The organism is Pseudomonas sp. ATCC PTA-122608 (assembly GCF_001952855.1).
In the GTDB taxonomy this organism is placed as follows: Bacteria; Pseudomonadota; Gammaproteobacteria; order Pseudomonadales; family Pseudomonadaceae; genus Aquipseudomonas.
Genome location: NZ_LPNO01000014.1, coordinates 1 through 23,546, shown reverse-complemented (window position 1 = coordinate 23,546; position 23,546 = coordinate 1). Strand labels below are relative to the sequence as shown.

Below are 23,546 nucleotides of genomic sequence, written 5' to 3'. Positions count from 1 at the left end.
TCTGCACCTTGTAATAAGCTTATGCGCCCTTATGTAACGGTCACCGCAAGGTTTCTGGTGGCGACACCAGACAGACTTCCGCGTTTCGCACCGCGAACCGCGACCGGCGCCGCCGGAATTTAACTAGCCGGAATTGACACCGGCCGATGAAAAACACAATTAGGAGAGATCGACAATGAGCAAGCTTCGTCCTCTGCATGACCGCGTCGTCATCCGTCGCAGTGAAGAAGAAAAGAAAACCGCTGGCGGTATCGTGCTGCCAGGTTCGGCTGCTGAAAAAGCCAACCACGGTGTGATTCTCGCTGCTGGCCCAGGCAAGACCCTGGAAAACGGTGAAGTACGTGCGCTGGCTGTGAAAGTGGGTGACAAGGTTGTTTTCGGCCCTTACTCCGGCAGCAACACTGTGAAAATCGACGGCGAAGACCTGCTGGTAATGGCTGAGAACGAGATTCTCGCTGTTCTGGAAGGCTGATTTCCCCGTTCATCTTCCCGTTACTACAAAGTATTTAAGGAATATCGATCATGGCTGCTAAAGAAGTTAAATTCGGCGATTCCGCCCGTAAGAAAATGCTCGCCGGTGTGAACGTCCTGGCTGACGCAGTAAAAGCGACCCTGGGCCCTAAAGGCCGTAACGTGATCATCGAGAAGAGCTTCGGCGCTCCGACCATCACCAAGGACGGCGTTTCCGTCGCCAAAGAAATCGAGCTGAAAGATCGCTTCGAAAACATGGGCGCGCAGCTGGTCAAAGACGTTGCCTCCCGTGCCAACGATGACGCAGGCGACGGCACCACCACCGCTACCGTTCTGGCTCAGTCGATCGTCAACGAAGGCCTGAAAGCCGTCGCTGCCGGCATGAACCCGATGGACCTGAAACGCGGCATCGACAAGGCGACCATCGCCATTGTCAAAGAGCTGAAGTCCCTGTCCAAGCCATGCGCTGACACCAAGGCAATCGCTCAGGTCGGCACCATCTCGGCCAACTCCGACAGCTCCATCGGCGACATCATTGCCGAAGCCATGGAAAAAGTCGGTAAAGAAGGCGTGATCACCGTTGAAGAAGGCTCGGGCCTGGAAAACGAACTGTCGGTTGTTGAAGGCATGCAGTTCGACCGTGGCTACCTGTCCCCGTACTTCGTCAACAAGCCAGACACCATGACCGCCGAGCTCGACGGCCCGCTGATCCTGCTGGTTGACAAAAAGATCTCCAACATCCGTGAGCTGCTGCCAGTTCTGGAAGCTGTTGCCAAGGCCGGCCGCCCACTGCTGATCGTTTCCGAAGACGTTGAAGGCGAAGCCCTGGCGACTCTGGTTGTGAACAACATGCGCGGTATCGTGAAAGTGGTTGCTGTAAAAGCACCTGGTTTCGGCGATCGTCGCAAGGCCATGCTGCAGGACATCGCTGTTCTGACTGGCGGTACCGTTATCTCCGAAGAGATCGGCCTGAGCCTGGAAAGCGCTACCCTGGAACACCTGGGTAATGCCAAGCGCGTCACCGTGACCAAGGAAAACACCACCGTGATCGACGGTGCTGGTGTTGAAGCTGACATCCAGGCACGTGTTACCCAGATCCGCGCTCAAGTGGCTGACACCACTTCCGACTACGACCGTGAAAAACTGCAAGAGCGTCTGGCCAAGCTGTCCGGCGGCGTTGCAGTGATCAAGGTTGGCGCTGGTTCCGAAGTTGAAATGAAAGAGAAGAAAGCCCGCGTTGAAGACGCCCTGCACGCTACCCGTGCAGCCGTTGAAGAAGGCGTGGTACCTGGCGGTGGCGTGGCACTGGTTCGCGCTCTGCAGGCTATCTCGGAGCTGAAAGGCGACAACGCTGACCAAGACGTCGGTATCGCTCTGCTGCGTCGTGCTGTTGAAGCACCTCTGCGCCAGATCGTTGCCAACTCCGGCGACGAGCCAAGCGTAGTTGTCGACAAGGTCAAGCAGGGTTCGGGTAACTTCGGTTACAACGCTGCTACCGGCGAATACGGCGACATGATCGAAATGGGCATCCTGGACCCAGCTAAAGTGACTCGTTCGGCTCTGCAAGCGGCTTCGTCGATTGCCAGCCTGATGATCACCACTGAAGCAATGATCGCCGAGATCAAAGATGACGCTCCAGCTGGCGGCGGTATGCCAGACATGGGCGGTATGGGCGGCATGGGCGGCATGATGTAAGCCAGCCTTACCCCGATACTGAAAAACCCCGCCTGCAGCGATGCAGGCGGGGTTTTTTTTGATCGTTCCCACGCTCCGCGTGGGAATGCCGCCAGGGCCGCTCCGCGTCTCGCGTTAGCTGACGCCACGACGCCCGAGGAGTTTCTTGAACATGAAGCCGCGAGCCAGCATCAACTGCGAGGCAGGCGGCAAAGATGCCACGGGTCCCGGTGCCGCAGCGCCGGATGACGGATGGACAGGCACGTGCGCGGTTTTGTTGACGGGCGCAGGTCGGGGCCGCTCCCAATGGCCGGACATGACGACCATGCCCAACAGTTTTAGGGTGTTGCCGTAGTAGTCATGATCCCGGATGGACTGGCGTTGCAGGTTGTCCCAAATGTTATTGAGCCACAGCTGATTGTCGGGGCTGATCATTGCGCTGACTCCGAGCGCCGCCACAAAGGCCGGCTCATTCTGCGCTTCCTCGATTGAACTGCCGTCGATCCGGTAACCACTGTTGAAGTTGCCTGGCTCATCGCGGGTGGTGGCGCGTGCCCAGCGGTTGAAGGTAGTCAAGGTGTACAGCGCGCGAGGGTCACCGTACATCAGGTAATCCAGGCCGATGCGCCACGGGTAACGGGCGGCATTCCACGAGTAGCCGCCGTCGTATTGACCTTCCACCAATTCGGATCGCGCAGGGGTGATCGAGGTATCCAGGTGGCTGATGAAGTCTGGTACCAGGCCGCTGTTGGCGCTGTAGCGTTGGGTAAAGTCGCTGATGATCGAATAGGTTTTGTCGCGAACCGCCTGCCAGCGTTTATCCCCGGTCATGGCGAAAAAACTGTAGAGGTGCGACTGCATGAAATCCGAGGTGCGGGTGGTGTACTCAAGCTCCGGGTCGCCGTCGGTGCCGGCCCAGTCGCCGAGCATCAGATGCTGAGTCCTGGGGTGCACTTCGTGCTTCATGATCGCCGCCATGACCGTGTTCGCCTCGCTGCGGTAGTCAATGGTGCCTTGGCTGCCCCATTTCTGGTCGGCCAGCAGCAGGGCGTAGGCGATGTCCAGGTCGCCGTCGGTGGCACTGACGTCGCCACGGAAAGGGTCGGTGGAGTCGCCGCAACCCTCGATCTGGTTCCAGGCCATCAAGCCGGGATCGGACGCTGCCGGGTGATCCTGGAAGTAGCGCACCATGCCGTCGAAGATTTTTTGGGCGTCTTCATCGTAGTCGGCCATCATCACTGTGAGCAGCATGCCGTAGCCATGAGCCTCTGACACCGTGATGGTGTTGGGCGCGGCGCCACCGCCCACCGGTTTGTGGTCGGCGTTGACCTTGACGAAATACCGGCCGCTGCCGCATTCCCCTGAGAGATACACCGCCTTCCAGTCCTTGTAGAACGTGACCAATTGTTTATCCATGATCGCCTGGGGCTGGCGATTGGGCAGGATGGTGCCGGGGTAGTAGGGCGCGTGAGCACTCTGGGCTGCGCTGCTGCCTGACCATGAACCGGCGGCCATGCACAGTGATAACAGCAGCGTAGGCAGATGCCGTCTAGGGTGACGCATGAACTGACTCTCCAACCTGATCCAAAGGACAAGGTCGCGAGGTTAGCGGCAGCGCGGATGTTTCACTGTCACAGGCTGTAACAGCCTAACCCGGGCGCAGCGCCAGGGTCAGGGTCAGGCGTGCGCCGCCCAACGGGCTGCGGGTGATCGACAGTTCCCCACGGTGCCAATGGGTCGCGCGCTTGGCCAGCGCCAGGCCCAGGCCAAACCCGCTGGGCTCGTCTCCGCCCATGGCCAGCCGTACGAAGGGTTCGAAGATTTTTTCGCGGTTTTCCGGCAATACGCCGGGGCCGTCATCGTCCACATGCAGCACCAGGTGCTGGTCCTGGCACGCAGCGCTGACGTTCACCCGTTCGCGGGCATAAGTGATGGCGTTGCTCAACAGGTTACGCACGATCAAGTGCAGCAGGGCGCGGTCGCCGATCAGCTCCAGTTCGGCCGGCTGGGTGTCCAGGGTCAGCAAGCGATGGTGCCCGTCGAGCAGGGCAAGCTCCTGCTGCAGCCAGTCATGGATGTTGATCGGCTCATGCTGCAGGTCGCTGGGTGCATCGGCCAGCCGGGCAAAGGCGAGGCTGGCGCGAACCAGCGACTCCAGCTCTTCGATGTCGGTTTGCAGGCGCTCTTGCAGGCGGGTGCGGGTGTCGGGGTCGGCGCTTTTACTCAGCAGTGCCAGAGCAAACCGCATCCGGGCCAACGGCGTGCGCAGTTCGTGGGACACCGCCTGGGAAACCTCGCGGTGGCGTTCGCCCATCGAGGTGATGTCCTGGGCATGCTTGCGCAAGGTCTGCAGCAGCGGCGTCCATTCCTGGCTCATCGCCGGCAGCAGCGTGTTGGGCGTGCGGGCGAGGGCAGTGATACTCGCGTTGAGGGTGTTGAGGTCGTGGGTGTATTTGCGCCGGGCACGCAGGGCGATCCAGAGAAGCAGCAATACCGGCAGGCCAGCGACACAGGCGGTCACCCCGTACACCGGGTATTGCAGCAGGTCCTTCACTTCGGCGGTTCCCCACATGGGGCCGAATTGAATCACCGTGTCATCGTCCAGCGGGAAGTAGGTGACGTCCTCATCGCTGTTCTGCGCCGGTTGATGATGGTCGAGCATCACAATGGCTTCGGGTGGCAGCTCGATATCGTCCTTTTTCACCACGCTCACCGGGTACTGAAAGCGTGCTTGCAGCGACTCGACACGCGCCTCCCATTGTTCGGGGGGCAGGGTCTTGAGTTGCTCGGCAACCAGATAACCCGGCCCGGCCATCAGGCGCAGAAAGCTGTAGTCGCCGATAAACACCGCAGCGTTGGTGCACAGCCACAACAGGTAAAGGGTGAGGGCGGCCCAACTGGTGCCGGTCGCGATTGCCATCCAGGGGCGCACTTTAGACAGCATGTTGACTCCCGCTCGGGATTTCGACGAACAGGTATCCCTGCGCCGTGATGGTCTGGATGGTCACGGGGCACTCAAGGCTCATGAGTTTCTTGCGCAAGCGCGACACCCGCATATCAATCGAACGGTTCAGGCCGTCGTACTCCAGGCCGCGCAGGCGCTGGAGCAGTTTTTCCCGGGTGAGCAATACGCCGCAGTGACGGGCGAAGATGGCAAGCAGCTCGAACTCGGCCACCGAAAACTGCAAGGGCGCCTCGCCAAGCCAGGCGAAGTGGTTGTTCAGGTCCAGTCGAAAAGCGCCCCACTGATAGTAGCTGCGAGGTGCCTGAGGATGGCGGCGCAGCAGCGAGCGGATCCTCGCCAACAACAATTGCGGGTCGATCGGCTTGACCACGTAGTCGTCGGCCCCGGCGGCAAACCCCACCAATTGCTCGGCGTTCTCGTCCAGCGCCGTCATCATCAGGATCAACCCGGGGTAGTGGTCGCGAATCTGTCGGCACAGGGTGAAACCGTCGATGCCCGGCAGCATCACATCGAGGATCAACAGCGCGGGCTGCTCATCGCGGATACGTTGGGCGGCGCGGTCGCCACGGTGTTCCACGGCCACGGTAAACCCCTCGGCACGCAGGAACTCGGCGGTGAGTGCCGCCAGGGGCAGGTCGTCTTCGATCAGCAGCAGGGTATCGGACATGGCTCAGCAGGATCGTTGCCAAAAAAGTGCGCAGAGTGTTGCGCCCTTGCCCCCGGCGAGGCAAGGGCTGTTCATTAAGGCGTTACGGGCTGCTTATGGAGGGCGGGTTGTGGTGCTTTCACCGGTCGATACAGCAGGAAGTAATAGGCCCCCAAACAAATCAACCAGCTGAAAATCGCCGTCCACACGTTATGGGAAAGAAAGTGCGCGCCCTGCATCGTGCGGCTCACCGAGAGCACCGTGCCGAGGCCCAGTGCAAACATAAACGCCGGGCGTGCCACCCGGGGCCGGCGATCCCTCAGGGCAAAAAACAACGCAAACAGGGCAAACCCGGTCGCTGCATGCCCGCCCGGCCAGCAGCGTCCGGGCTTGTCGGTCGGTGGCCTCGGGCTCAGCAACTCGCTGTAAGTCTCCTGCCCACCAAATTCCTTGACGCTCCACGGGCATTGCACCGCGGTCGCCGTCTTCAACGGCGAAACAAACGAGGTGGCCAGCGCCAGCGAGAGCACCAGGCAGCCCAGTTCCCGGCGATAGGGTTTAAGCCGCTCAAAAATAAAGGCACCGGCAAACCCGGCGATCGCCAGCACCGAAAACACGATCACCATCTGCTTGGCGCGATCGTGAAGAATGTCCTCCAGAAAAAAACTGTGCCGGCCCACAAAGCCGCCTTCGGAAGCGTTGTAAAACAGCTTGGCGATGTCCATGTCCAGCGATGTCAGCTCCAACAGCAGCATGGCCACCGCCAGCACGGCAGGCACACCGAGACACAGCCAGAAGTTGAGGGGTTGGGATACCGGACGAACAGCGATTGCTTGCATGGCGAACTCAGACTCTAAAAAAAGCCCCGGTCAGACCTGGCCGGGGCATTTTGGTTAGCGTGTACTCACCTGGGGAACCTCGTCCTTGGGCACCCTCCAGCTCAGCAACTGTTGTTTGTAGCCATAACTGGCGCCCTGGTAGTAGGTGATGGCCCGCTGGATCAATGGGTCATCGCTACCTACGCGGGTTTCATGGCTGTCCCCCAGTGCCTGGTCATGGCGACGCAGGCCTTGGCGTGGGCTGAGAATCGCCAGGTCATTGCCGTCGAACAACCCCAGGTACTGGTAATTGCCCACCACTACCCGTGGCGGCAGTGGGTTGTCTTGCAGCAGGTTGCGGCCAAAAAACGTCGACTCGTAGCTCAGGTTCAGCAAGCCCAGCAGGGTGGGCGCCAGGTCGATCTGGCTGGCCAGCTTCGCGTTCTCGCCGGCGTCCACCAGCTTGGGGGCGTAGATGAACAACGGAATCTGGTAATTCACCATCGGCAGGTCTTCCTTGCCCGCGCTGCCCGCCGTGTGGTCGGCGACGAAGATAAAGATCGTGTTGTCGAACCATGGCTTCTGGCGCGCTGCCTCCAGGAACTGGCCGATGGCATGGTCGGTGTACTTCACCGCGCCGTCGCGGCCGTCACCGGATTTGATATCAATGCGGCCTGCCGGGTAGGTGTACGGGCGGTGGTTGGAGGTGGTCATCAGTTGCAGCAGGAACGGTTGCTGCTTGGCGTAGTCGGCATCCGCCAGTTTCAGCGTCTGTTTATAGAGGTCTTCGTCCGCCATGCCCCAGGCGTTTTTGAAGCTGATTTCTGCTTCGGGCACGCTGCTTTGGTCGACTACGCGGTAGCCGTTGCCGCTGAAGAACGCGTTCATGTTGTCGAAGTAGCCGCGTCCGCCGTAGACAAACACGCTGTCATAGCCGATGGCGTTGAGCTGTTGGCCCAGGCTACCGAACCCGCTTTCGCGGCCGATGCGCTTGACGATCGAACGCCCCGGCGTCGGTGGAATGGCCAGGGTGATGGCTTCCAGACCGCGGTCGGTGCGGGTGCCGGTGGCGTAGAAGTTATTGAAGTACAGGCTCTGTTTGCGCAGCGCGTCGAGGTTGGGCGTCAGGTTATTCGGGTCGCCGTTGCTGCCCATGTACTTGGCACTGAAGCTCTCGATGGTCACCAGTACGATATTGGGTTTGCGCAGCGTGCCCGGGTTGGTAATGGCGCGACGGATATCCAGCGGGTCCGTGCCGATAAACCGTGCATTGGGCTCGCTGAGTTCGGCGCGCAACTGCTTGGCGACCACATCGGCCGGCAGGCTCTTGTAGAACTGGTTGTAGTCCAGCTCGTTATTACGGAAGGCGGCGAAGAACTGATACGGGCCGTTGCTCGCCAGTTCATTGTTGTAGGCGTTACCGCCCTGGCTGCGCGGGCTGTCCTGGTTGATCAGTTGCAGGCTCAGGCCGGCCACCACCAACAAACCGAGGGCGTTGAGCAGGCGTTTGCGCATCGCAGGCAACGGCGAGTTCATCGCCGCGTTGAACGGTTTACGCAAGGCCAGGCTCAAGACAATTGCCAGCACCGCCAGCAGGCTCAGCAACTTGCCGATCGGATAAGACTCCAGCAGGTTGTTCAGCACCTCTTTGGAGTACACCAGGTAGTCCACGGCAATAAAGTTGAAGCGCACGCCGAACTCGTCCCAGAACAACCACTCGGCCACGCTGGTGAAGAGCATGGCGAACAGGCTGACGGTCAGTACCGCTTGCAGGAACCAACGATGACCCCGACGCCGCCACAAGCCTGGTGGGCACAGCAGCAAGTACAGGCCCAAGGGCAGGGCGGCATAGGCGAGGAAGCCGAGGTCATACAGCAGGCCCACGCCGAATACCGGCAGCAGGTTACCGCTGACTTCATCCAGGTGAGTCACCAGCAGCAGGACGCGCGTTAGTAGAAAAACAACCAGCCAGGCACCGGTCACCAGCAGCAAATAGCGCATTGGTGCCGTTTTTGGAAAACCCATGTCAATGTTCCTTATTTACGATGGGCGCGATCTTCGCGCTGACACTGTAGTCAGCTTGTGAACCTATAGTGAAAAACTCGTTAAGTTCCCCAATCGGTTGAAAACAGTAATCGGTGCGGCCTTCAGGCCTAGCCGTGAGCCATACTTGGCCTTAAGCTGCGCGAGCCAACACGGCCGTTACCGCGTACGGAGACACTGCCCATGCGAATTTTATTGGTTGAAGACAACCGCGATATTCTGGCCAACCTGGCGGATTACCTGGGGCTGAAGGGCTACACCGTAGACTGTGCGCAGGACGGTTTGTCGGGCCTGCACCTGGCTGCCACCGAACATTACGACCTGATTGTGCTCGACATCATGCTGCCCGGCATTGACGGCTACACCCTGTGCAAACGCCTACGGGAAGACGCGCGCCGCGACACGCCGGTGATCATGCTCACTGCGCGCGACCAACTGGATGACCGGCTGCAGGGCTTCAAGTCCGGCGCCGATGACTACCTGCTCAAGCCATTCGCCCTGTCGGAATTGGCCGCGCGCATCGAAGCGGTGCTGCGTCGTGCCCAGGGCGGCGGTCGCCGTGCGCTGCAAGTCGGTGACCTGAATTACGACCTCGACACCCTGGAAGTCACCCGCGAAGGGCGCCTGCTCAAGCTCAACCCGGTCGGCCTGAAGCTGCTGGCGGTGCTGATGCAAAAAAGCCCCCACGTGCTGCGCCGCGAGATTCTCGAAGAAGCCCTGTGGGGCGATGACTGCCCGGACAGCGACAGCTTGCGCAGCCACGTCCATCAACTGCGTCAGGTGATCGATAAACCCTTCGCCAAACCGTTGCTGCAAACGGTGCACGGTGTGGGTTATCGCCTGGCCGAGGGTCGTGATGGAGTTTAAGCAAAGCCTTGCCCAGCGGATCATCATCGCCTTCGCCTTGATGAGTGCGTTGGTGGCGGGGGCCTTCGCCATGGGCATCGTCGCCACGGTGCACCTGGTGGAAGAAAAACTCATTTCGGCAGGCCTGGGCGGTGACTTGCAACGCCTGCTGCTGATGGACAGCGTCGAGGACTGGAGCCACCGTCCCGAGCCCGACCAATTGTTCTACTTCAGCGGCGGCCCCGGCGATTTCGAGCTGCCCAAGGATCTGCGCCATCTGGAGCCTGGTTTTCACGAGGTGTTTCGGGAGGCGCTGTCCTACCATGCCATGGTCGAGGTGGTCGACGGTCGCCGTTATGTCCTGTTGCAAGACCAGAGCGATTTCGAAGAGCGCGAGCGGGTGCTGTTTGCCGTGGTGCTGGTGGGGTTTGTGCTCAGCCTGGCGTTGGCGGTATTCCTCGGCTGGGTGCTGGCGCGCAAGGTAATGGCACCGGTGGTACGCCTGGCCCGCCAGGTGCGGCACCGCGACCAATTACTCGGCCTGGCGCCACCGCTGGCGCCGGATTACGCCGCGGATGAAGTCGGCGAGCTGGCCGTGGCCTTTGACGCCACCCTGGGCCGTTTACGCCAGGCGTTGTCCCGGGAGCAGCTGTTTACCAGTGACGTCAGCCACGAGTTGCGCACCCCGCTGATGGTTCTCGCCAGTTCCTGCGAGCTGTTGCTGGAGAACCCGGCGATTGACCAGCGCGGCCGCAAGCAGGTCGAGCGCATTGCGCGGGCCTGTGAAGAAATGCGCGAACTGGTACAGACCTTCCTGATGCTGGCCCGTGCCCAGCGCGAGGAGGCAGGCATGTCGCCCCAGGCCAGCCTGGCGCAGGTGGCCGAGGACTTGCTGGGGATCTGGCGTGAGCCGATCGAGCGCAAAGGCCTTGAGCTGATCTATCAACCGGGCAATCCACTGGATACCCGCTACAACGCGACCTTCCTGCACGCGGTCATGGGCAACCTTTTGCGTAATGCCCTGCACTACACCGAGCACGGCTTGATCCGCCTTACCCTGGAACCGAGCGGTTTTGTGGTGGAAGACACTGGCGTGGGCATTCCCGAGGACAAGCGCGAAGCGATGTTCGAACCGTTTGTGCGCGGCAGTGAAAAGCGCGGAGAAGGCCTGGGCCTGGGTTTGTCCCTGGTTCAGCGCATCTGTGAGAACCAGGGTTGGAGCGTCAGCCTCAGCACCATGGAGCCCAATGGCTGCCGCTTTCACGTCGAGTTGAGTCAGGTCAAAGACTGATGGCTGCCCTGCCGCTAAGCTGCCGCAGACTCCCTCATTTTCGCCGAAGATGGCATCATGCCACGACTTGTGTCTGCAAAGTTTTGTAATGTATACGATTCGACAGGACAAGTTTTTCACAACGTGTTGACCTGTTGATCACAGGATTCTCCTTAAGGTTGTAGGCATTAGTAACTGGAGACCCGGTGATGCCTACCCCAATCAAGCTCGAATTTTCCGATAAGTACGACGATCAGCACGCGCAGAATTATTTGCTCAAACATCAGGACAATCTGGCTCGCCGGTTGTCCCACAAACGCGACGAGCAATTGGCGCGTGGTGCGTTGGCCATGGCCGGTGAGCCTGGCCTGGTGCTGGACCTGCCATGTGGTGCCGGGCGTTTCTGGCCGCTGCTGGCAGAAAAGCCCAACCGTGTGATCATCGGCGCCGACAACTCAGCGTCGATGTTGAAGATCGCCACGGTCGCCCAACCGGCGGATGTGGTGAAACGGGTACGCCCCTTGCAGACGTCTGCCTTTGATATCGATTTGCCAGATAACGCGGTCGACAGTATTTTCTGCATGCGCTTGATGCACCACATTGGTGACCCCGAGCACAGGCTGGCAATACTGCGCGAATTTCAGCGTGTTACCCGCGACAGCGTGATTATCTCGTTGTGGGTAGACGGCAATTTCAAGGCCTGGAAACGCAAGCGTGCCGAAGTGCGCCGTCGCAAAAAAGGTGAGCAGGAAGGTTACCAAAATCGGTTCGTGTTACCGGCTGCTACTGTTGAGGCAGAGTTTGAGCAAGCCGGTTTCCGTGTTCAGGAATCCCTGGACTTCATACCGCTCTACGCCATGTGGCGAGTGTATGTATTGCGCAAGAGGTAACAGGATGGCTGTCGAGTGTTTACCAGGTAGTGAAGTAGCTCCCGAGGAGCGATTTGATTATTTCTGGCGCCAGCAGGGCGAGTGGGTCGAAGAGCCCAATCGTCGTCGTGGCGGTGAAAGTGGTGTGCAACGGGTGACGGGCACCAATGGTCGTTTGCTCTATAGCAAGCGCCAGACGGGCCATATCTACCGCAGTTGGCTCCATCCGTTTGGGCGCCCCACGGTGTTGCGTGAGCGTGACGCCCTGAAGGGCCTGCGTTTGCTGGATGTACGCGTGCCGGAGTTGGTGTTCTGCGAGGCCCGTCGCGACCCTGAGCACCAATGGAAGGCGTTGTTGGTGACGGCGTCGCTGGACGGTTTCGACGAGATCGAAAACTGGTACGCCGCGGGTGGTCGTGAGCAGTATGGCGAGTTGGTGCATGAGCGTTTGCTCAAGGAACTCGCGGGTACGTTGGCGCGGATGCACAAAGGTCGTTGGCAGCATGGTTGCCTGTATATCAAGCATATCTTTGTGCGGGTGACGGGTGAGGGTGACGCGGCCAAGGTTGAAGTGGCGCTGCTGGACTTCGAGAAGTGCCGCCAGCGGTTGACGGCTTTGCGGGCGGCCCGGCATGACATGTTGCAGTTACGCCGCCATTCGTCGTGGAACTCTACGGACTGGCAGAAACTCAGCTACTTTTACGAGACGGCGTTTGGCAGCGCTATCAAAGGTTTAACGTAATGAAGCTAGAAATTGCACGAGGTTTGTTTCTGTTGGGGGCTTTGGGCATAGCTGCCCTGGCCCTGGCTGCCTGGGAGCAGCCCCGGACACAAGTTCTCAGTGCGGTGCAGGGTGTCGGGCAGCAATGCCCGATGCCGCGGATCGCCAAGGTCGGTGTCGCGGCCAAGCCTGATCATGAGTTGTTGTTGTTCATGTTTGGGATGTCCCAAGGGATGAGGCCACAGAGTTGAAGAGATTGAAGCCCAAATAAAAGGCCTCGTGTTTACGAGGCCTTTTATTTGGGCTTGATCCTTCCCACGCAGAGCGTGGAAACGCTCCAGGCAGCGGATATGTCCCACTCCAAACCTACTTCTTTTTCTTCGGAATCCGCACCAACTGCGTGTCGGAATAAATGTCGTGCCAGCTGCGTTTCTGCTTGTCGAACAACGACCAGATAAACCCCAATCCCGCACACAACCACGAAGCAATCGACACCACAAACCGCAACAACGCCTGCCACAGACTGATCCGCGACCCATCAGCGTTCTGCACCCGCACCCCCCAAACCTGCATCCCCAGGGTCTGCCCCGAATGCGTCCAGAACTTGGCAAAAAAACCAAACAACACAAAAAACAAAATCGTCGACAACAACGGGTCACCATCCAGCGCGCCAGACTCGGAAAGCGCCCGCAACTTGGCCTCCCCGACAAACCCCATCCACACCAGCTTGTAGATAAAGGCCGTGACGATCAGCAAGGCAGTGCACAACAAGAAGTCATAGAACATCGCTGCCAGACGACGGCCCAGGCCTACGGCGGGAAACTCGCCTTGGGGGCTCAGCAGGTGTTTCGACATGACATGGCTCTCAGCAGGAAAAAAGCCATTTTACGGAAGAACGCCAATAAAAAAGCCCCTGATGTCATATCAGAGGCTTTTTGTCGCAGAAAGGATCAGCCTTCTGCTTGTACTTCGTCGGCTTGCATGCCTTTTTGGCCTTGCACCGCGATGAAGGTCACTTTCTGGCCTTCCTTCAGGCTTTTGAAGCCGTTGCCCTGAATAGCGCGGAAGTGGACGAACAGATCCGGACCGCTTTCTGGAGTGATAAAACCAAACCCTTTCTCGTCGTTAAACCACTTGACGGTACCGCTCTGACGTTCAGCCATTTTCTTATTTCCTTGACGCTAAAAATTAATGACAGCCCCTTTCACATGAAAGAGTACTGGGCTGAGTTGCAGGAAAGTAAGAGACGTCGAACGGGTTGTAGCAAACTTTGGCTACTGCCCAGGTCCAGGTTCAAAGCGACCCATGCAAACACAGTGGGCAAACTCTACGCCAACTAAGACAGAAAAAACAAGCCCCGGAAAAAGCCCAGGTTTTGCTCGGCTTCATTACAGTTCTGTTCACAATGTGGAACGTCTTTATTCGATAGAATTCGTCACTTGTTATAGGTGACGGAACATAACATTGACTATCGACAGTGCACTTTAATGTGGCGGTTGCGTTACAGATTAGTGCACGTTAACGCAACCGCGTTACTTATAGGAACAGTCAATCAACCACGGTAGTAACGTTGTGGCACGAATGGCATTTTACTTACACGTAGTGGCACCTTTTTCCCGCGCACCAATGCAGATACTTCGGTATCCAGTGCGATGAATGCGCTGTCCAGGTAACCCATGGCCAGCGGGCCACCCAGGCTCGGGCCAAAACCGCCGCTGCAGACGCTGCCGATCACGGTGCCGTGTTCGTCGACGATCTCTGCACCTTCACGCACCGGTGTCCGCTCCTGTGGCAACAGGCCCACGCGTTTGCGGCTTACACCGGCTTGTTGCTGGGTGAAGATTGCGTCGGCACCCGGGAAGCCGCCGGCACGCGCGCCATCAGCACGACGGGCCTTGGAGATCGCCCACAACAGGCTGGCTTCAATCGGTGTGGTCTCGGTGTTCATGTCATGGCCATAGAGGCACAGGCCCGCTTCCAGGCGCAGGGAGTCGCGGGCGCCGAGGCCGATGGCCTGCACTTCGGTTTCGGCCAGCAGGCTGCGGGCCAGGGCTTCGGCGCTGGCGGCCGGCACCGAGATTTCGAAGCCGTCTTCGCCGGTGTAGCCCGAGCGGCTGACGTAGCAGTCCACGCCCAGCAGGCGGGTCGGTGCGAATTGCATGAAGGTCATGTGCTTGACCTCCGGCGCCAGGCGCGCGAGTACGCTGACAGCGGCCGGGCCTTGCAGGGCCAGCAGGGCGCGTTCCTCGAACAGTGGTTCGATGGTGCACTGGTCACCGATGTGCTGGCGCAGGTGGGCCAGGTCCTGGTCCTTGCAGGCAGCATTCACCACCAGAAACAGTTCGTCGTTACCCAGGTTGGCAACCATCAGGTCATCCAGGATGCCGCCTTGCTCGTTGGTGAACATCGCGTAGCGCTGCATGCCCACCGGCAGGTCGATGATGTCCACCGGTACCAGGGTTTCCAGGGCCTTGGCGGCACCGGCGCCGGTCAGGCGGATCTGGCCCATGTGCGACACATCGAACAACCCGGCCTGTTCACGGGTGTGCAGGTGTTCTTTCATCACGCCCAGCGGGTATTGCACCGGCATGTCGTAGCCGGCGAAGGGCACCATGCGTGCGCCCAGTTCGAGGTGCAGGGCGTGCAACGGGGTTTTCAACAGGGTTTCGGTGGACATATTCAGCTCCTGAAAAACGTGCGGACGCGCTGGTGGGCGTCAGCACTCGATAATGTTGACCGCCAAACCGCCACGGGCGGTTTCCTTGTATTTGCTTTTCATGTCGGCGCCGGTCTGGCGCATGGTGCGGATGACCTTGTCGAGGGAGACGAAGTGTTGCCCGTCGCCGCGCAGGGCCATGCGCACCGCATTGATGGCCTTGACCGAACCCATGGCGTTGCGCTCGATGCAGGGCACCTGTACCAAGCCGCCGATGGGGTCGCAGGTCAGGCCGAGGTTGTGTTCCATGCCGATCTCGGCGGCGTTTTCTACCTGGGAAACCGTACCGCCCAACACTTCGCACAGGGCGCCGGCGGCCATGGAACAGGCCACGCCGACTTCCCCCTGGCAGCCGACTTCGGCGCCGGAGATCGAGGCGTTTTCCTTGTACAGAATGCCGATGGCCGCGGCGGTGAGCAGGAAACGCACCACGCCGTCCTCACTGGCCCCCGGGATAAAGCGCATGTAGTAGTGCAACACCGCCGGCACAATCCCGGCCGCACCATTGGTGGGCGCAGTCACCACGCGCCCGCCGTTGGCGTTTTCTTCGTTGACCGCCAAGGCGTACAGGTTGACCCAGTCCAGCACCGACAACGGGTCACGCAGTGCCGATTCCGGGTGCTTGCACAGTTGGCGATGCAATGCGGCGGCGCGTCGCTTGACCTTCAGGCCGCCCGGCAAAATCCCTTCGTTGCGACAGCCCGCGTCTACGCAATCCTGCATTACCTGCCAGATTTTCAGCAGGCCGGCGCGGGTTTCCGCTTCCGGTCGCCAGGCGCTTTCATTGGTCAGCATCACCTGGCTGATGGACAGCCCATAGGTGGCGCAATGGCCGAGCAAGTCCTTGGCACTTTTGAACGGGAAGGTCAGGGGCGTGGCGTCTTCGACGATGCGGTCGTGGCCGGCGGCGTCTTCATCCACCACAAACCCGCCGCCCACCGAGTAGTACTCGCGGCTGCGAATCTGCAGGCCGGCTGCGTCGAAAGCGCGGAAGATCATGCCGTTGGGATGATAGGGCAGGGGTTTGCGAATCATCGCCAGGTGTTCTTTCTCGTTGAACGCAATGCTGTGTTCGCCGAGCAGGTTCAAGCGTGCGTTGCCGCGAATTTCCGACAAGCGTGCGGCGACGGTTTCAGTGTTCACGGTGTCCGGGTGTTCGCCTTCCAGGCCCAGCAATACGGCCTTGTCACTGCCGTGGCCTTTGCCAGTGGCGCCGAGGGAGCCGTAGAGTTCCACCTTGACGCAGGTGGTGGTGGCTAACAGGTTATCGCGCTTCAAGCCTTCGACGAATCGAGCGGCAGCGCGCATCGGGCCGACGGTGTGGGAGCTGGAGGGGCCGATGCCAATCTTGAACAGGTCGAACACGCTTAAAGACATGGTTGTTCTCCGGTTTCTTATTATTTATCGGATGTACTCGGTCCAATTGTGGGAGCGGGCTTGCTCGCGAAAGCGGTGGGTCAGTCACCAGATGTATCAACTGACACTCCGCATTCGCGAGCAAGCCCGCTCCCACATTAGGTTACGCGTAGCTCTCGATCGACGGGCACGCACACACCAAATTGCGATCGCCAAACACGTTGTCGACCCGGCCAACCGGCGGCCAGTACTTGGCTTCGATCAACGATGCCACCGGGTACACCGCTTGCTCGCGGCTATATGGGTGGCTCCATTCGCCAACCAGTTCCGCGGCAGTGTGCGGCGCGTTCTTCAGCGGGTTGTCATCCTTGTCCAGCGAGCCATTTTCCACCGCGCGGATTTCTTCGCGGATAGCGATCATCGCGTCGCAGAAGCGGTCCAGTTCTTCCCTGGATTCGCTTTCGGTCGGCTCGATCATCAGGGTGCCGGCTACCGGGAACGACATGGTCGGCGCATGGAAACCAAAGTCGATCAGGCGCTTGGCCACGTCATCCACGCTGATGCCGCTGCTGTCTTTCAACGGGCGCAGGTCGAGGATGCATTCGTGGGCCACCAGGCCATTGCTGCCGGTGTACAGCACGGGGTAGTGCTCTTCCAGGCGACGGGAAATGTAGTTGGCATTCAGGATCGCCAACTGCGAAGCGCGCTTGAGGCCCGCGCCGCCCATCATGCTGATGTACATCCAGGTGATCGGCAGGATGCTCGCGCTGCCGAACGGTGCGGCGCAGACCGCGCCTTCCTTGCGTTCCATCGCGGCATGGCCGGGCAGGAACGGCGTCAGGTGGGATTTGACGCCAATCGGGCCAACGCCCGGGCCGCCACCACCGTGGGGAATGCAGAAGGTCTTGTGCAGGTTCAGGTGGGACACGTCGCCGCCGAACTTGCCCGGGGCGCAGAGGCCGACCATCGCGTTCATGTTGGCGCCGTCGATGTACACCTGGCCGCCGTTGTCGTGAATGATCCCGCAGATTTCGCGGATGCCTTCTTCGAACACACCGTGGGTGGACGGGTAGGTGATCATCAGCGCAGCGAGGTGTTCGCGGTGCTCGATAGCCTTGGCGCGCAGGTCTTCGATGTCGACGTTACCGCGTGCATCGCAAGCGGTGACCACTACGCGCATGCCGGCCATGTTGGCGGTGGCAGGGTTGGTGCCGTGGGCCGACGACGGGATCAGGCAGATGTCGCGGCGCTCTTCGCCACGGCTCTGGTGATAGGCACGAATCGCCAGCAGGCCAGCGTACTCGCCCTGGGAACCGGCGTTCGGTTGCAGGGAGATCGCGTCGTAACCGGTGGCCGCGCAGAGCATGGCTTCCAGTTCGGTGGTCAGTTGCTGGTAGCCGGCGCTTTGCGAAGCTGGGGCGAACGGGTGCAGGGCACCGAACTCGGCCCAGGTCACCGGGATCATTTCGCTGGCGGCGTTGAGCTTCATGGTGCACGAGCCCAGCGGGATCATGGTGCGATCCAGGGCCAGGTCCTTGTCGGCCAGCTTGCGCAGGTAGCGCATCAGCTCGGTTTCGGAGTGATAACGGTTGAACACCGGGTGGCTGAGGATCGGCGACTGGCGCAGCAGCGCGGCCGGCAAGGTGCTTTCAACGCTGGCAGCCAATGCGGCGAAGTCTGGCAGGGCTTTGCCGCTGGCGAACACGCTCCACAGGGTTTCGATATCGGCCTGGGAGGTGGTTTCGTCCACCGACAGGCCAAGGCGCTCGCCATCAACCACACGCAGGTTGATGCGCTGGGCGCGGGCCTTGTCGTGCAGGGCGGCGGTTTGCGCGCCGGTCTTGATGGTCAGGGTGTCGAAGAAGTGGGCTTGTTCAACCGCCAGGCCCAATGCGCTCAAGCCTTTGGCGAAGATCGCGGTCAGGTGATGGATGCGGTTGGCAATCTGGGTCAGGCCTTTCGGGCCGTGGTACACGGCATACATGCTGGCGATGTTGGCCAACAGCACTTGGGCGGTGCAGATGTTGCTGGTGGCCTTCTCGCGGCGGATATGTTGCTCGCGGGTCTGCATGGCCAGGCGCAGGGCCGGCTTGCCGAAACGGTCCACGGAGACGCCTACCAGACGGCCCGGCATGTCACGCTTGAACGCATCCTTGGTGGAAAAGTACGCCGCGTGCGGGCCACCGAAGCCCAGCGGCACGCCGAAGCGTTGTGCACTGCCGATGGCCACGTCGGCGCCGAATTCGCCCGGCGGGGTCAGCAGCGTCAGGGCCAGCAGGTCAGCGGCCACGGCCACCAGCGCATTGGCGGCGTGGAAGCGCTCGGTCAGTTCGCGGTAGTCGAACACGTCACCGTTGCTGGCCGGGTATTGCAGCAATGCGCCGAAGAAGGCGCTGACGTCGGTCAGTTCACGCTCGTCGCCCACGACTACGTCGATGCCCAGCGGCTCGGCACGGGTGCGCAGTACGTCGAGGGTTTGCGGGTGGCTGTGCACGGAGGCGAAGAACGCGTTGCTGCCTTTGTTCTTGCTCAGGCGTTTGCAGAAGGTCATGGCTTCGGCAGCGGCGGTGGCTTCATCCAGCAGCGAGGCGTTGGCGATCGGCAGGCCGGTGAGGTCGCTGATCAGCGTCTGGAAGTTCAGCAGCGATTCCAGGCGGCCCTGGGAAATCTCAGGCTGATAAGGCGTGTAGGCGGTGTACCAAGCCGGGTTTTCCAGCAGGTTGCGCAGGATCGGCGACGGTGTGTGGCAGTTGTAGTAGCCCTGGCCGATGTAGGTCTTGAACAGCTCGTTCTTGGCGGCAATCGCCTTGATCGAAGCCAGTGCGTCGGCCTCGCTCAGGCCGTCGCTCAGGCCCAGTACGGCGGTGCCCTTGATGCTCTCCGGGATCACGCTGGCGCTCAGGGCTTCCAGGGAATCAAAGCCCAGGGTGGCGAGCATGTGTTGCTCGTCGTCCTGGCGCGGGCCGATGTGACGGGCGATGAATTCGTTGGCGGTGGTCAGATTAGTCATGGCGCGCTCCTCAGGCTTCAGCGTTGGCTTTGATCAGGCGGTCGTACGCATCCTGATCCAACAGCTTAGCTACTGCATCGGCATCAGCCGGTTTAAAGCGGAAGAACCAGCCTTCGCCCATCGGGTCTTCGTTGACCAGTTCGGGGCTGCCGTCCAGTTGGTCGTTCACTTCGAGGACTTCGCCGTCCAGCGGCATGTACACGCCGCTGGCTGCCTTGACCGATTCAACGGTGGAGGCTTCTGCGCCCTTGTCGTAGGACTGCAGTTCAGGCAGTTGCACGAAAACCACATCACCCAGCGCGTTCTGCGCAAAAGCGGTAATGCCCACGGTAACGCTGCCGTCGGCTTCGGCGCGCAGCCATTCGTGATCTTCAGTAAAGCGCAACTCGCTCATGGAAACTCCTCAGGGCCAGATTCGTCTGGTGGACGGGATTGGAATAATGGGGAGTTGCTTAGCAAAATCGCGGCCAATGTTTTTTTATCTTTATAAAACAATTGGTTACTGATTACGGCGCGTGATGTTTGAACGTTGACTGTAGCGATATCGCTACAGCTGGGCCGTTGAAAAAAAGCCTATGAGGATCAAAGCCTTGCATGGCGACGGCTGAAGGTAGCTGTATCGATATCGTTCCGCTGTAGCGCTTTCAGTACAGGTAAGTGTCGCTTTTAGCTGCAACACCCTTGTAGGAGCGAGCTTGCTCGCGAAGGTCGCCAACGATGACTCGAGAAACCTGGAGGAACGCGGTGTGCTTGAGTTTTTCGCGAGCAAGCTCGCTCCTACAGTGGGGCCAAGGCGTCAGGGTTTGTTGGGAATGCCGTATTTGCGCAAGCGGTGGGCAATGGCGGTGTGGGAAGTTTGCAGGCGGCTGGCCAGCTGGCGAGTGGACGGATAGCTGACATACAGCTTCTCCAGCAACCCGCGCTCGAAGTCTTCCACCGCCTGCTCCAGGCTGTCGACTTCACCGTCGTTCTGGCGCGCGACCGAGGTGCCGGCAATGTCCAGGTCGCCAATGTCCACCAGGCTGCTTTCGCAAATGGCGGCGGCGCGGAAGATCACGTTCTGCAACTGCCGCACGTTGCCCGGCCAACGGTTGCCCAGCAGCGCCGGATAGGTGCCCGGCGCCAGGCGGCACACCGGGCGCTGGATCTGCGCGCAGGCCTGCTGCATGAAGTAGCGGGCCAGCAGCAGGATGTCCTGGCCGCGCTCGCGCAGGGGCGGCACTTCGACGTTGAGCACATTGAGGCGGTAGAACAGGTCTTCGCGGAAGGTGCCTTCGCTGACCATTTTTTCCAGATCGCGGTGGGTGGCGCTGAGGATCCGCACATTGACCTTTACCTCACGGTCGCCACCTACCCGGCGGAAGCTGCCGTCGTTGAGAAACCGCAGCAGCTTGGCTTGCAAGTACGGTGACATTTCACCGATCTCGTCGAGGAACACCGTGCCCTGGTTCGCCAGTTCCATCAGCCCCGGCTTGCCGCCACGCTGGGCGCCGGTGAACGCGCCGGGGGCGTAGCCGAACAGCTCGCTCTCGGCCAGGTTTTCCGGCAGCGCCGCGCAGTTCAGGGCCAGGAACGGCGCACTGTGGCGCGCACTGATGGCGTGGCAGGCGCGGGCGACCAGTTCCTTGCCGGTACCGGTCTCGCCCTGGATCAACAATGGTGCATCCAGCGCCGCCACCCGTTGCGCCCGCGCCTTGAGGGTGCGGATCGCCGGGGACTCGCCCAGCAGCGCGTCGAAACCTTCGGCATGGTCGTGGTGCAGCGCCGACAGTTGTTCGCCGATGCGGTTGGGTTGGTACAGGGTCAGCAGGGCGCCGGCGTCGGTGATCGGCGTGGCGTCCAGCAGCAGGGTCTGGCCGTTTACGTTGATTTCCCGCAGGGCCAGGCGAAAGCCGTGTTCGAGCAAGGTGGCCAGCAGCTTTGGGTCGTCGAACAGTTCGTTGATGCTCTCGCCGGCGGGCTCGCGACCGTACAAAGCGATCAAGGCCGGGTTGGCCAGGAGGATCTTGCCGGCGCTGTCCAGGGCCAGTACCGGGTCGGTCATGGCTGCGAGCAGGGCGTCGAGTTGCAGGTGCTGGCGCTGGCCGGGGAGGATGTCGACCACGGTCACGGCTTGCACGCCGCGCACGCTGAACAGTGCATCGCGCAGTTCTTCCAGCACCTCGGCGCTCAGGGTCGGGGCGTCGATGTAGACGTTGGGCGGAACCATTTCCACCGCATCCAGGTTGAGATTGCGCCCACCGAGCAAGGCCAGGACTTCCTGGGTGATGCCGACGCGGTCGATGAAGCTGACGTGGATACGCATGGGGCGGTTAGCGGTTCTGGCGAGCGATAGGCGGCAAGTATGCCTTGGAGGAGGGGTCAGGTGAAATCTGTAGGAGCGAGCTTGCTCGCGAAAAACGCACAAGCACCGCGTTCATTCAGGATGCCAGCGTTATCGTTGGCGACCTTCGCGAGCAAGCTCGCTCCTACAGTGGGTTGTGGCCGCGGTTATTCGAGGTGTTCGGGTTTGACCGGATCCCCCGGCTTCACATCCAATTGATGCCGCACATCCTCAAACATCAAATCGTACTGCTTGTGCATTTGCCCATTGAGCACGGCAATCTTCGGCATGCCGTACTTCTGCGCGATATTCATCGCGTGCCGGGCGAAGTCGAACGACTGGTCCTTGGGCAGGAAAAACTCTTCCTTGAGCTCCTTGTCCTGCACCGAGCCGTGCATTTTGAAGAGCATTCCTTTGCCTTCCTTTGGGTCCTGGCTGACTTCGTAGTCGATGCACAGGTTGTAGCTGTAGTCATCCTTGTTCAGCGCGTGGCGTTCGATGTGCAGGTGACCAGGTTCAAAGGTAGCCATAGGCATTTCTCCTCTACTTCACAGGTAGGTGATTCCGGGTTTCGCCGTGCTGATTCGCGTGCCGGCACTGCCCTGGACGATCGCTTCGATGTCCGAGAGTGAACCGATCACTGCGGTTTTGCCAGTCTGGCGGGCGAACTCGCAGGCGGCCTGGACCTTGGGCCCCATGGAGCCGGCGGCGAAGCCGAGCTTTTCGATTTCGTCCGGGTGTGCCTGGCCGATGGCTTTCTGCGTCGGTTTGCCGAAGTCGATAAACGCGGCATTGACGTCGGTGGCGATCACCAGCAAATCGGCGTTCAGTTGCCCGGCCAGCAACGAGGAACACAGGTCTTTGTCGATCACGGCTTCAATGCCCTTGAGCTTGCCGTCTTCGCCGTACATGGTCGGAATCCCGCCGCCACCGGCGCAGATCACGATGCTGCCTTTTTCCAGCAGCCACTGGATCGGGCGGATTTCAAAGATCCGCTTGGGCCGTGGGCTGGCAACCACACGGCGATATTTGTCGCCATCGGGGGCAATCGCCCAGCCTTTTTCGGCGGCGAGCTTTTCCGCTTCGGCCTTGGAGTAGACCGGGCCGATCGGCTTGGTCGGGGTCTGGAAGGCCGGGTCCTTGGCGTCGACTTCAACCTGGGTCAAGAGCGTGGCGAACGGCACTTCGAAGTCCAGCAGGTTGCCCAGTTCCTGTTCGATGATGTGTGTAAGCCGCCGCTTGCAGCGACAGCAGGCCCACTTGCGGGCCATTGCCGTGGGCAATCACCAGCTCGTTGCCGCTGTGGATCTTGGCGATCTGTTCGGTGGCGATGCGGATATTGGCCCGTTGATTGTCTGCGGTCATGGGTTCACCACGGCGCAGAAGGGCGTTGCCGCCCAGTGCAACGACGATACGCATAATTCAATCCTTCTAAAATTCGGCCTTGTGAACACAGGACAAAATGTGGGAGCGGGCTTGCTCGCGAAAGCGGTGTATCGGCGAAAGATGCAGCGACTGACACGCCGCCTTCGCGAGCAAGCCCGCTCCCACATTGACTGTGTTTCGGCAGTGGGAGCGGTGTGAGGTTTAGATATCCGCCAACGCCGACACCAGGATCGCCTTGATGGTATGCATGCGGTTTTCCGCCTGCTCAAAGGCAATGTTGGCCGGGGACTCAAACACTTCTTCGGTCACTTCCACACCGTTGGCCAGGTTCGGATAACGCGCGGCGATGTCCTTGCCGACCTTGGTTTCGCTGTTGTGGAACGCCGGCAGGCAGTGCATGAATTTCACGCGTGGATTGCCCGAGGCCTTCAT

General features: G+C 60.4%; 20 protein-coding genes and 3 pseudogenes. 8 read left to right on the top strand and 15 right to left on the bottom strand.

Annotation, left to right across the window (positions count from 1 at the left end; all coding sequences use genetic code 11):
- Positions 1–175 precede the first annotated feature (175 nt).
- Both groES and groL read left to right on the top strand, forming a co-directional pair.
- Positions 176–472: a co-chaperone GroES gene (groES, locus tag AU074_RS14975; protein WP_003208599.1), complete on the top strand. Its 297-nt coding sequence runs from the start codon at positions 176–178 to the stop codon at positions 470–472.
- A gap of 50 nt (positions 473–522) precedes the next feature.
- The gene (gene groL, locus AU074_RS14970; protein ID WP_076015366.1) at positions 523–2,166 is read left to right on the top strand and encodes a chaperonin GroEL; all 1,644 of its coding nucleotides are present in this window, start codon (positions 523–525) and stop codon (positions 2,164–2,166) included.
- Positions 2,167–2,280: 114 nt separating this feature from the next.
- On the opposite strand, the gene AU074_RS14965 is transcribed toward groL, so the two are convergent.
- The 5 genes from AU074_RS14965 to AU074_RS14945 form a co-directional block, all read right to left on the bottom strand.
- The gene (locus tag AU074_RS14965) at positions 2,281–3,708 is read right to left on the bottom strand and encodes a glycosyl hydrolase family 8 (RefSeq protein ID WP_076015365.1); all 1,428 of its coding nucleotides are present in this window, start codon (positions 3,706–3,708) and stop codon (positions 2,281–2,283) included.
- A gap of 85 nt (positions 3,709–3,793) precedes the next feature.
- Positions 3,794–5,089: a HAMP domain-containing sensor histidine kinase gene (locus AU074_RS14960; protein WP_076015364.1), complete on the bottom strand. Its 1,296-nt coding sequence runs from the start codon at positions 5,087–5,089 to the stop codon at positions 3,794–3,796.
- Positions 5,079–5,777 carry a response regulator transcription factor gene (locus AU074_RS14955; protein ID WP_076015363.1) on the bottom strand — a complete coding sequence of 233 codons (699 nt, stop codon included), beginning with the start codon at positions 5,775–5,777 and terminating at the stop codon, positions 5,079–5,081. The genes AU074_RS14960 and AU074_RS14955 overlap by 11 nt, the downstream gene beginning before the upstream one ends.
- A 74-nt stretch (positions 5,778–5,851) precedes the next feature.
- Positions 5,852–6,595, bottom strand: a complete 744-nt coding sequence (locus AU074_RS14950) for a phosphatase PAP2 family protein (protein WP_076015362.1) — start codon at positions 6,593–6,595, stop codon at positions 5,852–5,854.
- Between the two features lie 54 nt (positions 6,596–6,649).
- Positions 6,650–8,599 (bottom strand): LTA synthase family protein, encoded by a 1,950-nt coding sequence (locus AU074_RS14945; protein WP_076015361.1) that lies wholly within the window; start codon positions 8,597–8,599, stop codon positions 6,650–6,652.
- Between the two features lie 201 nt (positions 8,600–8,800).
- On the opposite strand from AU074_RS14945, the gene colR reads away from it, so the two are divergent.
- From colR to AU074_RS14920, 5 genes are all read left to right on the top strand, one after another.
- Positions 8,801–9,484 carry a two-component system response regulator ColR gene (gene colR / locus AU074_RS14940; RefSeq protein ID WP_003208587.1) on the top strand — a complete coding sequence of 228 codons (684 nt, stop codon included), beginning with the start codon at positions 8,801–8,803 and terminating at the stop codon, positions 9,482–9,484.
- Positions 9,474–10,754 carry a HAMP domain-containing sensor histidine kinase gene (locus AU074_RS14935; RefSeq protein ID WP_076015360.1) on the top strand — a complete coding sequence of 427 codons (1,281 nt, stop codon included), beginning with the start codon at positions 9,474–9,476 and terminating at the stop codon, positions 10,752–10,754. The genes colR and AU074_RS14935 overlap by 11 nt, the downstream gene beginning before the upstream one ends.
- 188 nt (positions 10,755–10,942) lie before the next feature.
- Complete coding sequence (locus AU074_RS14930; protein ID WP_076015359.1) at positions 10,943–11,623, top strand: class I SAM-dependent methyltransferase; 681 nt, start codon at positions 10,943–10,945, stop codon at positions 11,621–11,623.
- Positions 11,624–11,627: 4 nt separating this feature from the next.
- Positions 11,628–12,344 carry a lipopolysaccharide kinase InaA family protein gene (locus tag AU074_RS14925; RefSeq protein WP_076015358.1) on the top strand — a complete coding sequence of 239 codons (717 nt, stop codon included), beginning with the start codon at positions 11,628–11,630 and terminating at the stop codon, positions 12,342–12,344.
- Positions 12,344–12,574 carry a hypothetical protein gene (locus AU074_RS14920; protein WP_008433604.1) on the top strand — a complete coding sequence of 77 codons (231 nt, stop codon included), beginning with the start codon at positions 12,344–12,346 and terminating at the stop codon, positions 12,572–12,574. Before AU074_RS14925 ends, AU074_RS14920 begins: the two co-directional genes overlap by 1 nt.
- A gap of 115 nt (positions 12,575–12,689) precedes the next feature.
- On the opposite strand, the gene AU074_RS14915 is transcribed toward AU074_RS14920, so the two are convergent.
- From AU074_RS14915 to gcvH, 6 genes are all read right to left on the bottom strand, one after another.
- Positions 12,690–13,178: an RDD family protein gene (locus AU074_RS14915; RefSeq protein WP_076015357.1), complete on the bottom strand. Its 489-nt coding sequence runs from the start codon at positions 13,176–13,178 to the stop codon at positions 12,690–12,692.
- 95 nt (positions 13,179–13,273) lie between these two features.
- Positions 13,274–13,486: a cold-shock protein gene (locus tag AU074_RS14910; protein ID WP_003316897.1), complete on the bottom strand. Its 213-nt coding sequence runs from the start codon at positions 13,484–13,486 to the stop codon at positions 13,274–13,276.
- Between the two features lie 389 nt (positions 13,487–13,875).
- Positions 13,876–15,000 carry a glycine cleavage system aminomethyltransferase GcvT gene (gene gcvT / locus AU074_RS14905; RefSeq protein ID WP_076015356.1) on the bottom strand — a complete coding sequence of 375 codons (1,125 nt, stop codon included), beginning with the start codon at positions 14,998–15,000 and terminating at the stop codon, positions 13,876–13,878.
- A 39-nt stretch (positions 15,001–15,039) separates the two neighbouring features.
- A complete protein-coding gene (locus AU074_RS14900; protein WP_076015355.1) occupies positions 15,040–16,416 on the bottom strand; it encodes an L-serine ammonia-lyase in 1,377 nt (458 codons plus the stop codon).
- Between the two features lie 142 nt (positions 16,417–16,558).
- A complete protein-coding gene (gene gcvP / locus AU074_RS14895; RefSeq protein WP_076015354.1) occupies positions 16,559–19,405 on the bottom strand; it encodes an aminomethyl-transferring glycine dehydrogenase in 2,847 nt (948 codons plus the stop codon).
- A 10-nt stretch (positions 19,406–19,415) separates the two neighbouring features.
- Positions 19,416–19,799, bottom strand: coding sequence for a glycine cleavage system protein GcvH (gcvH, locus tag AU074_RS14890; protein ID WP_076015353.1), 384 nt, complete (start codon positions 19,797–19,799; stop codon positions 19,416–19,418).
- A gap of 301 nt (positions 19,800–20,100) precedes the next feature.
- On the opposite strand from gcvH, the pseudogene AU074_RS34510 reads away from it, so the two are divergent.
- Positions 20,101–20,190 (top strand): annotated as a pseudogene (locus tag AU074_RS34510) (outer membrane lipoprotein carrier protein LolA); the annotation flags it as partial.
- A gap of 11 nt (positions 20,191–20,201) precedes the next feature.
- Here AU074_RS34510 and AU074_RS14880 read toward each other — a convergent pair.
- The 4 genes and pseudogenes from AU074_RS14880 to AU074_RS14865 all read right to left on the bottom strand — a co-directional run.
- Positions 20,202–21,710: a sigma-54-dependent transcriptional regulator gene (locus AU074_RS14880; RefSeq protein WP_076015351.1), complete on the bottom strand. Its 1,509-nt coding sequence runs from the start codon at positions 21,708–21,710 to the stop codon at positions 20,202–20,204.
- Positions 21,711–21,895: 185 nt separating this feature from the next.
- Positions 21,896–22,258, bottom strand: a complete 363-nt coding sequence (locus tag AU074_RS14875) for a DUF5064 family protein (protein ID WP_063027653.1) — start codon at positions 22,256–22,258, stop codon at positions 21,896–21,898.
- Between the two features lie 18 nt (positions 22,259–22,276).
- Positions 22,277–23,147 (bottom strand): annotated as a pseudogene (locus AU074_RS14870) (carbamate kinase).
- Between the two features lie 168 nt (positions 23,148–23,315).
- Positions 23,316–23,546, bottom strand: a pseudogene (locus AU074_RS14865) (ornithine carbamoyltransferase subunit F); the annotation flags it as partial.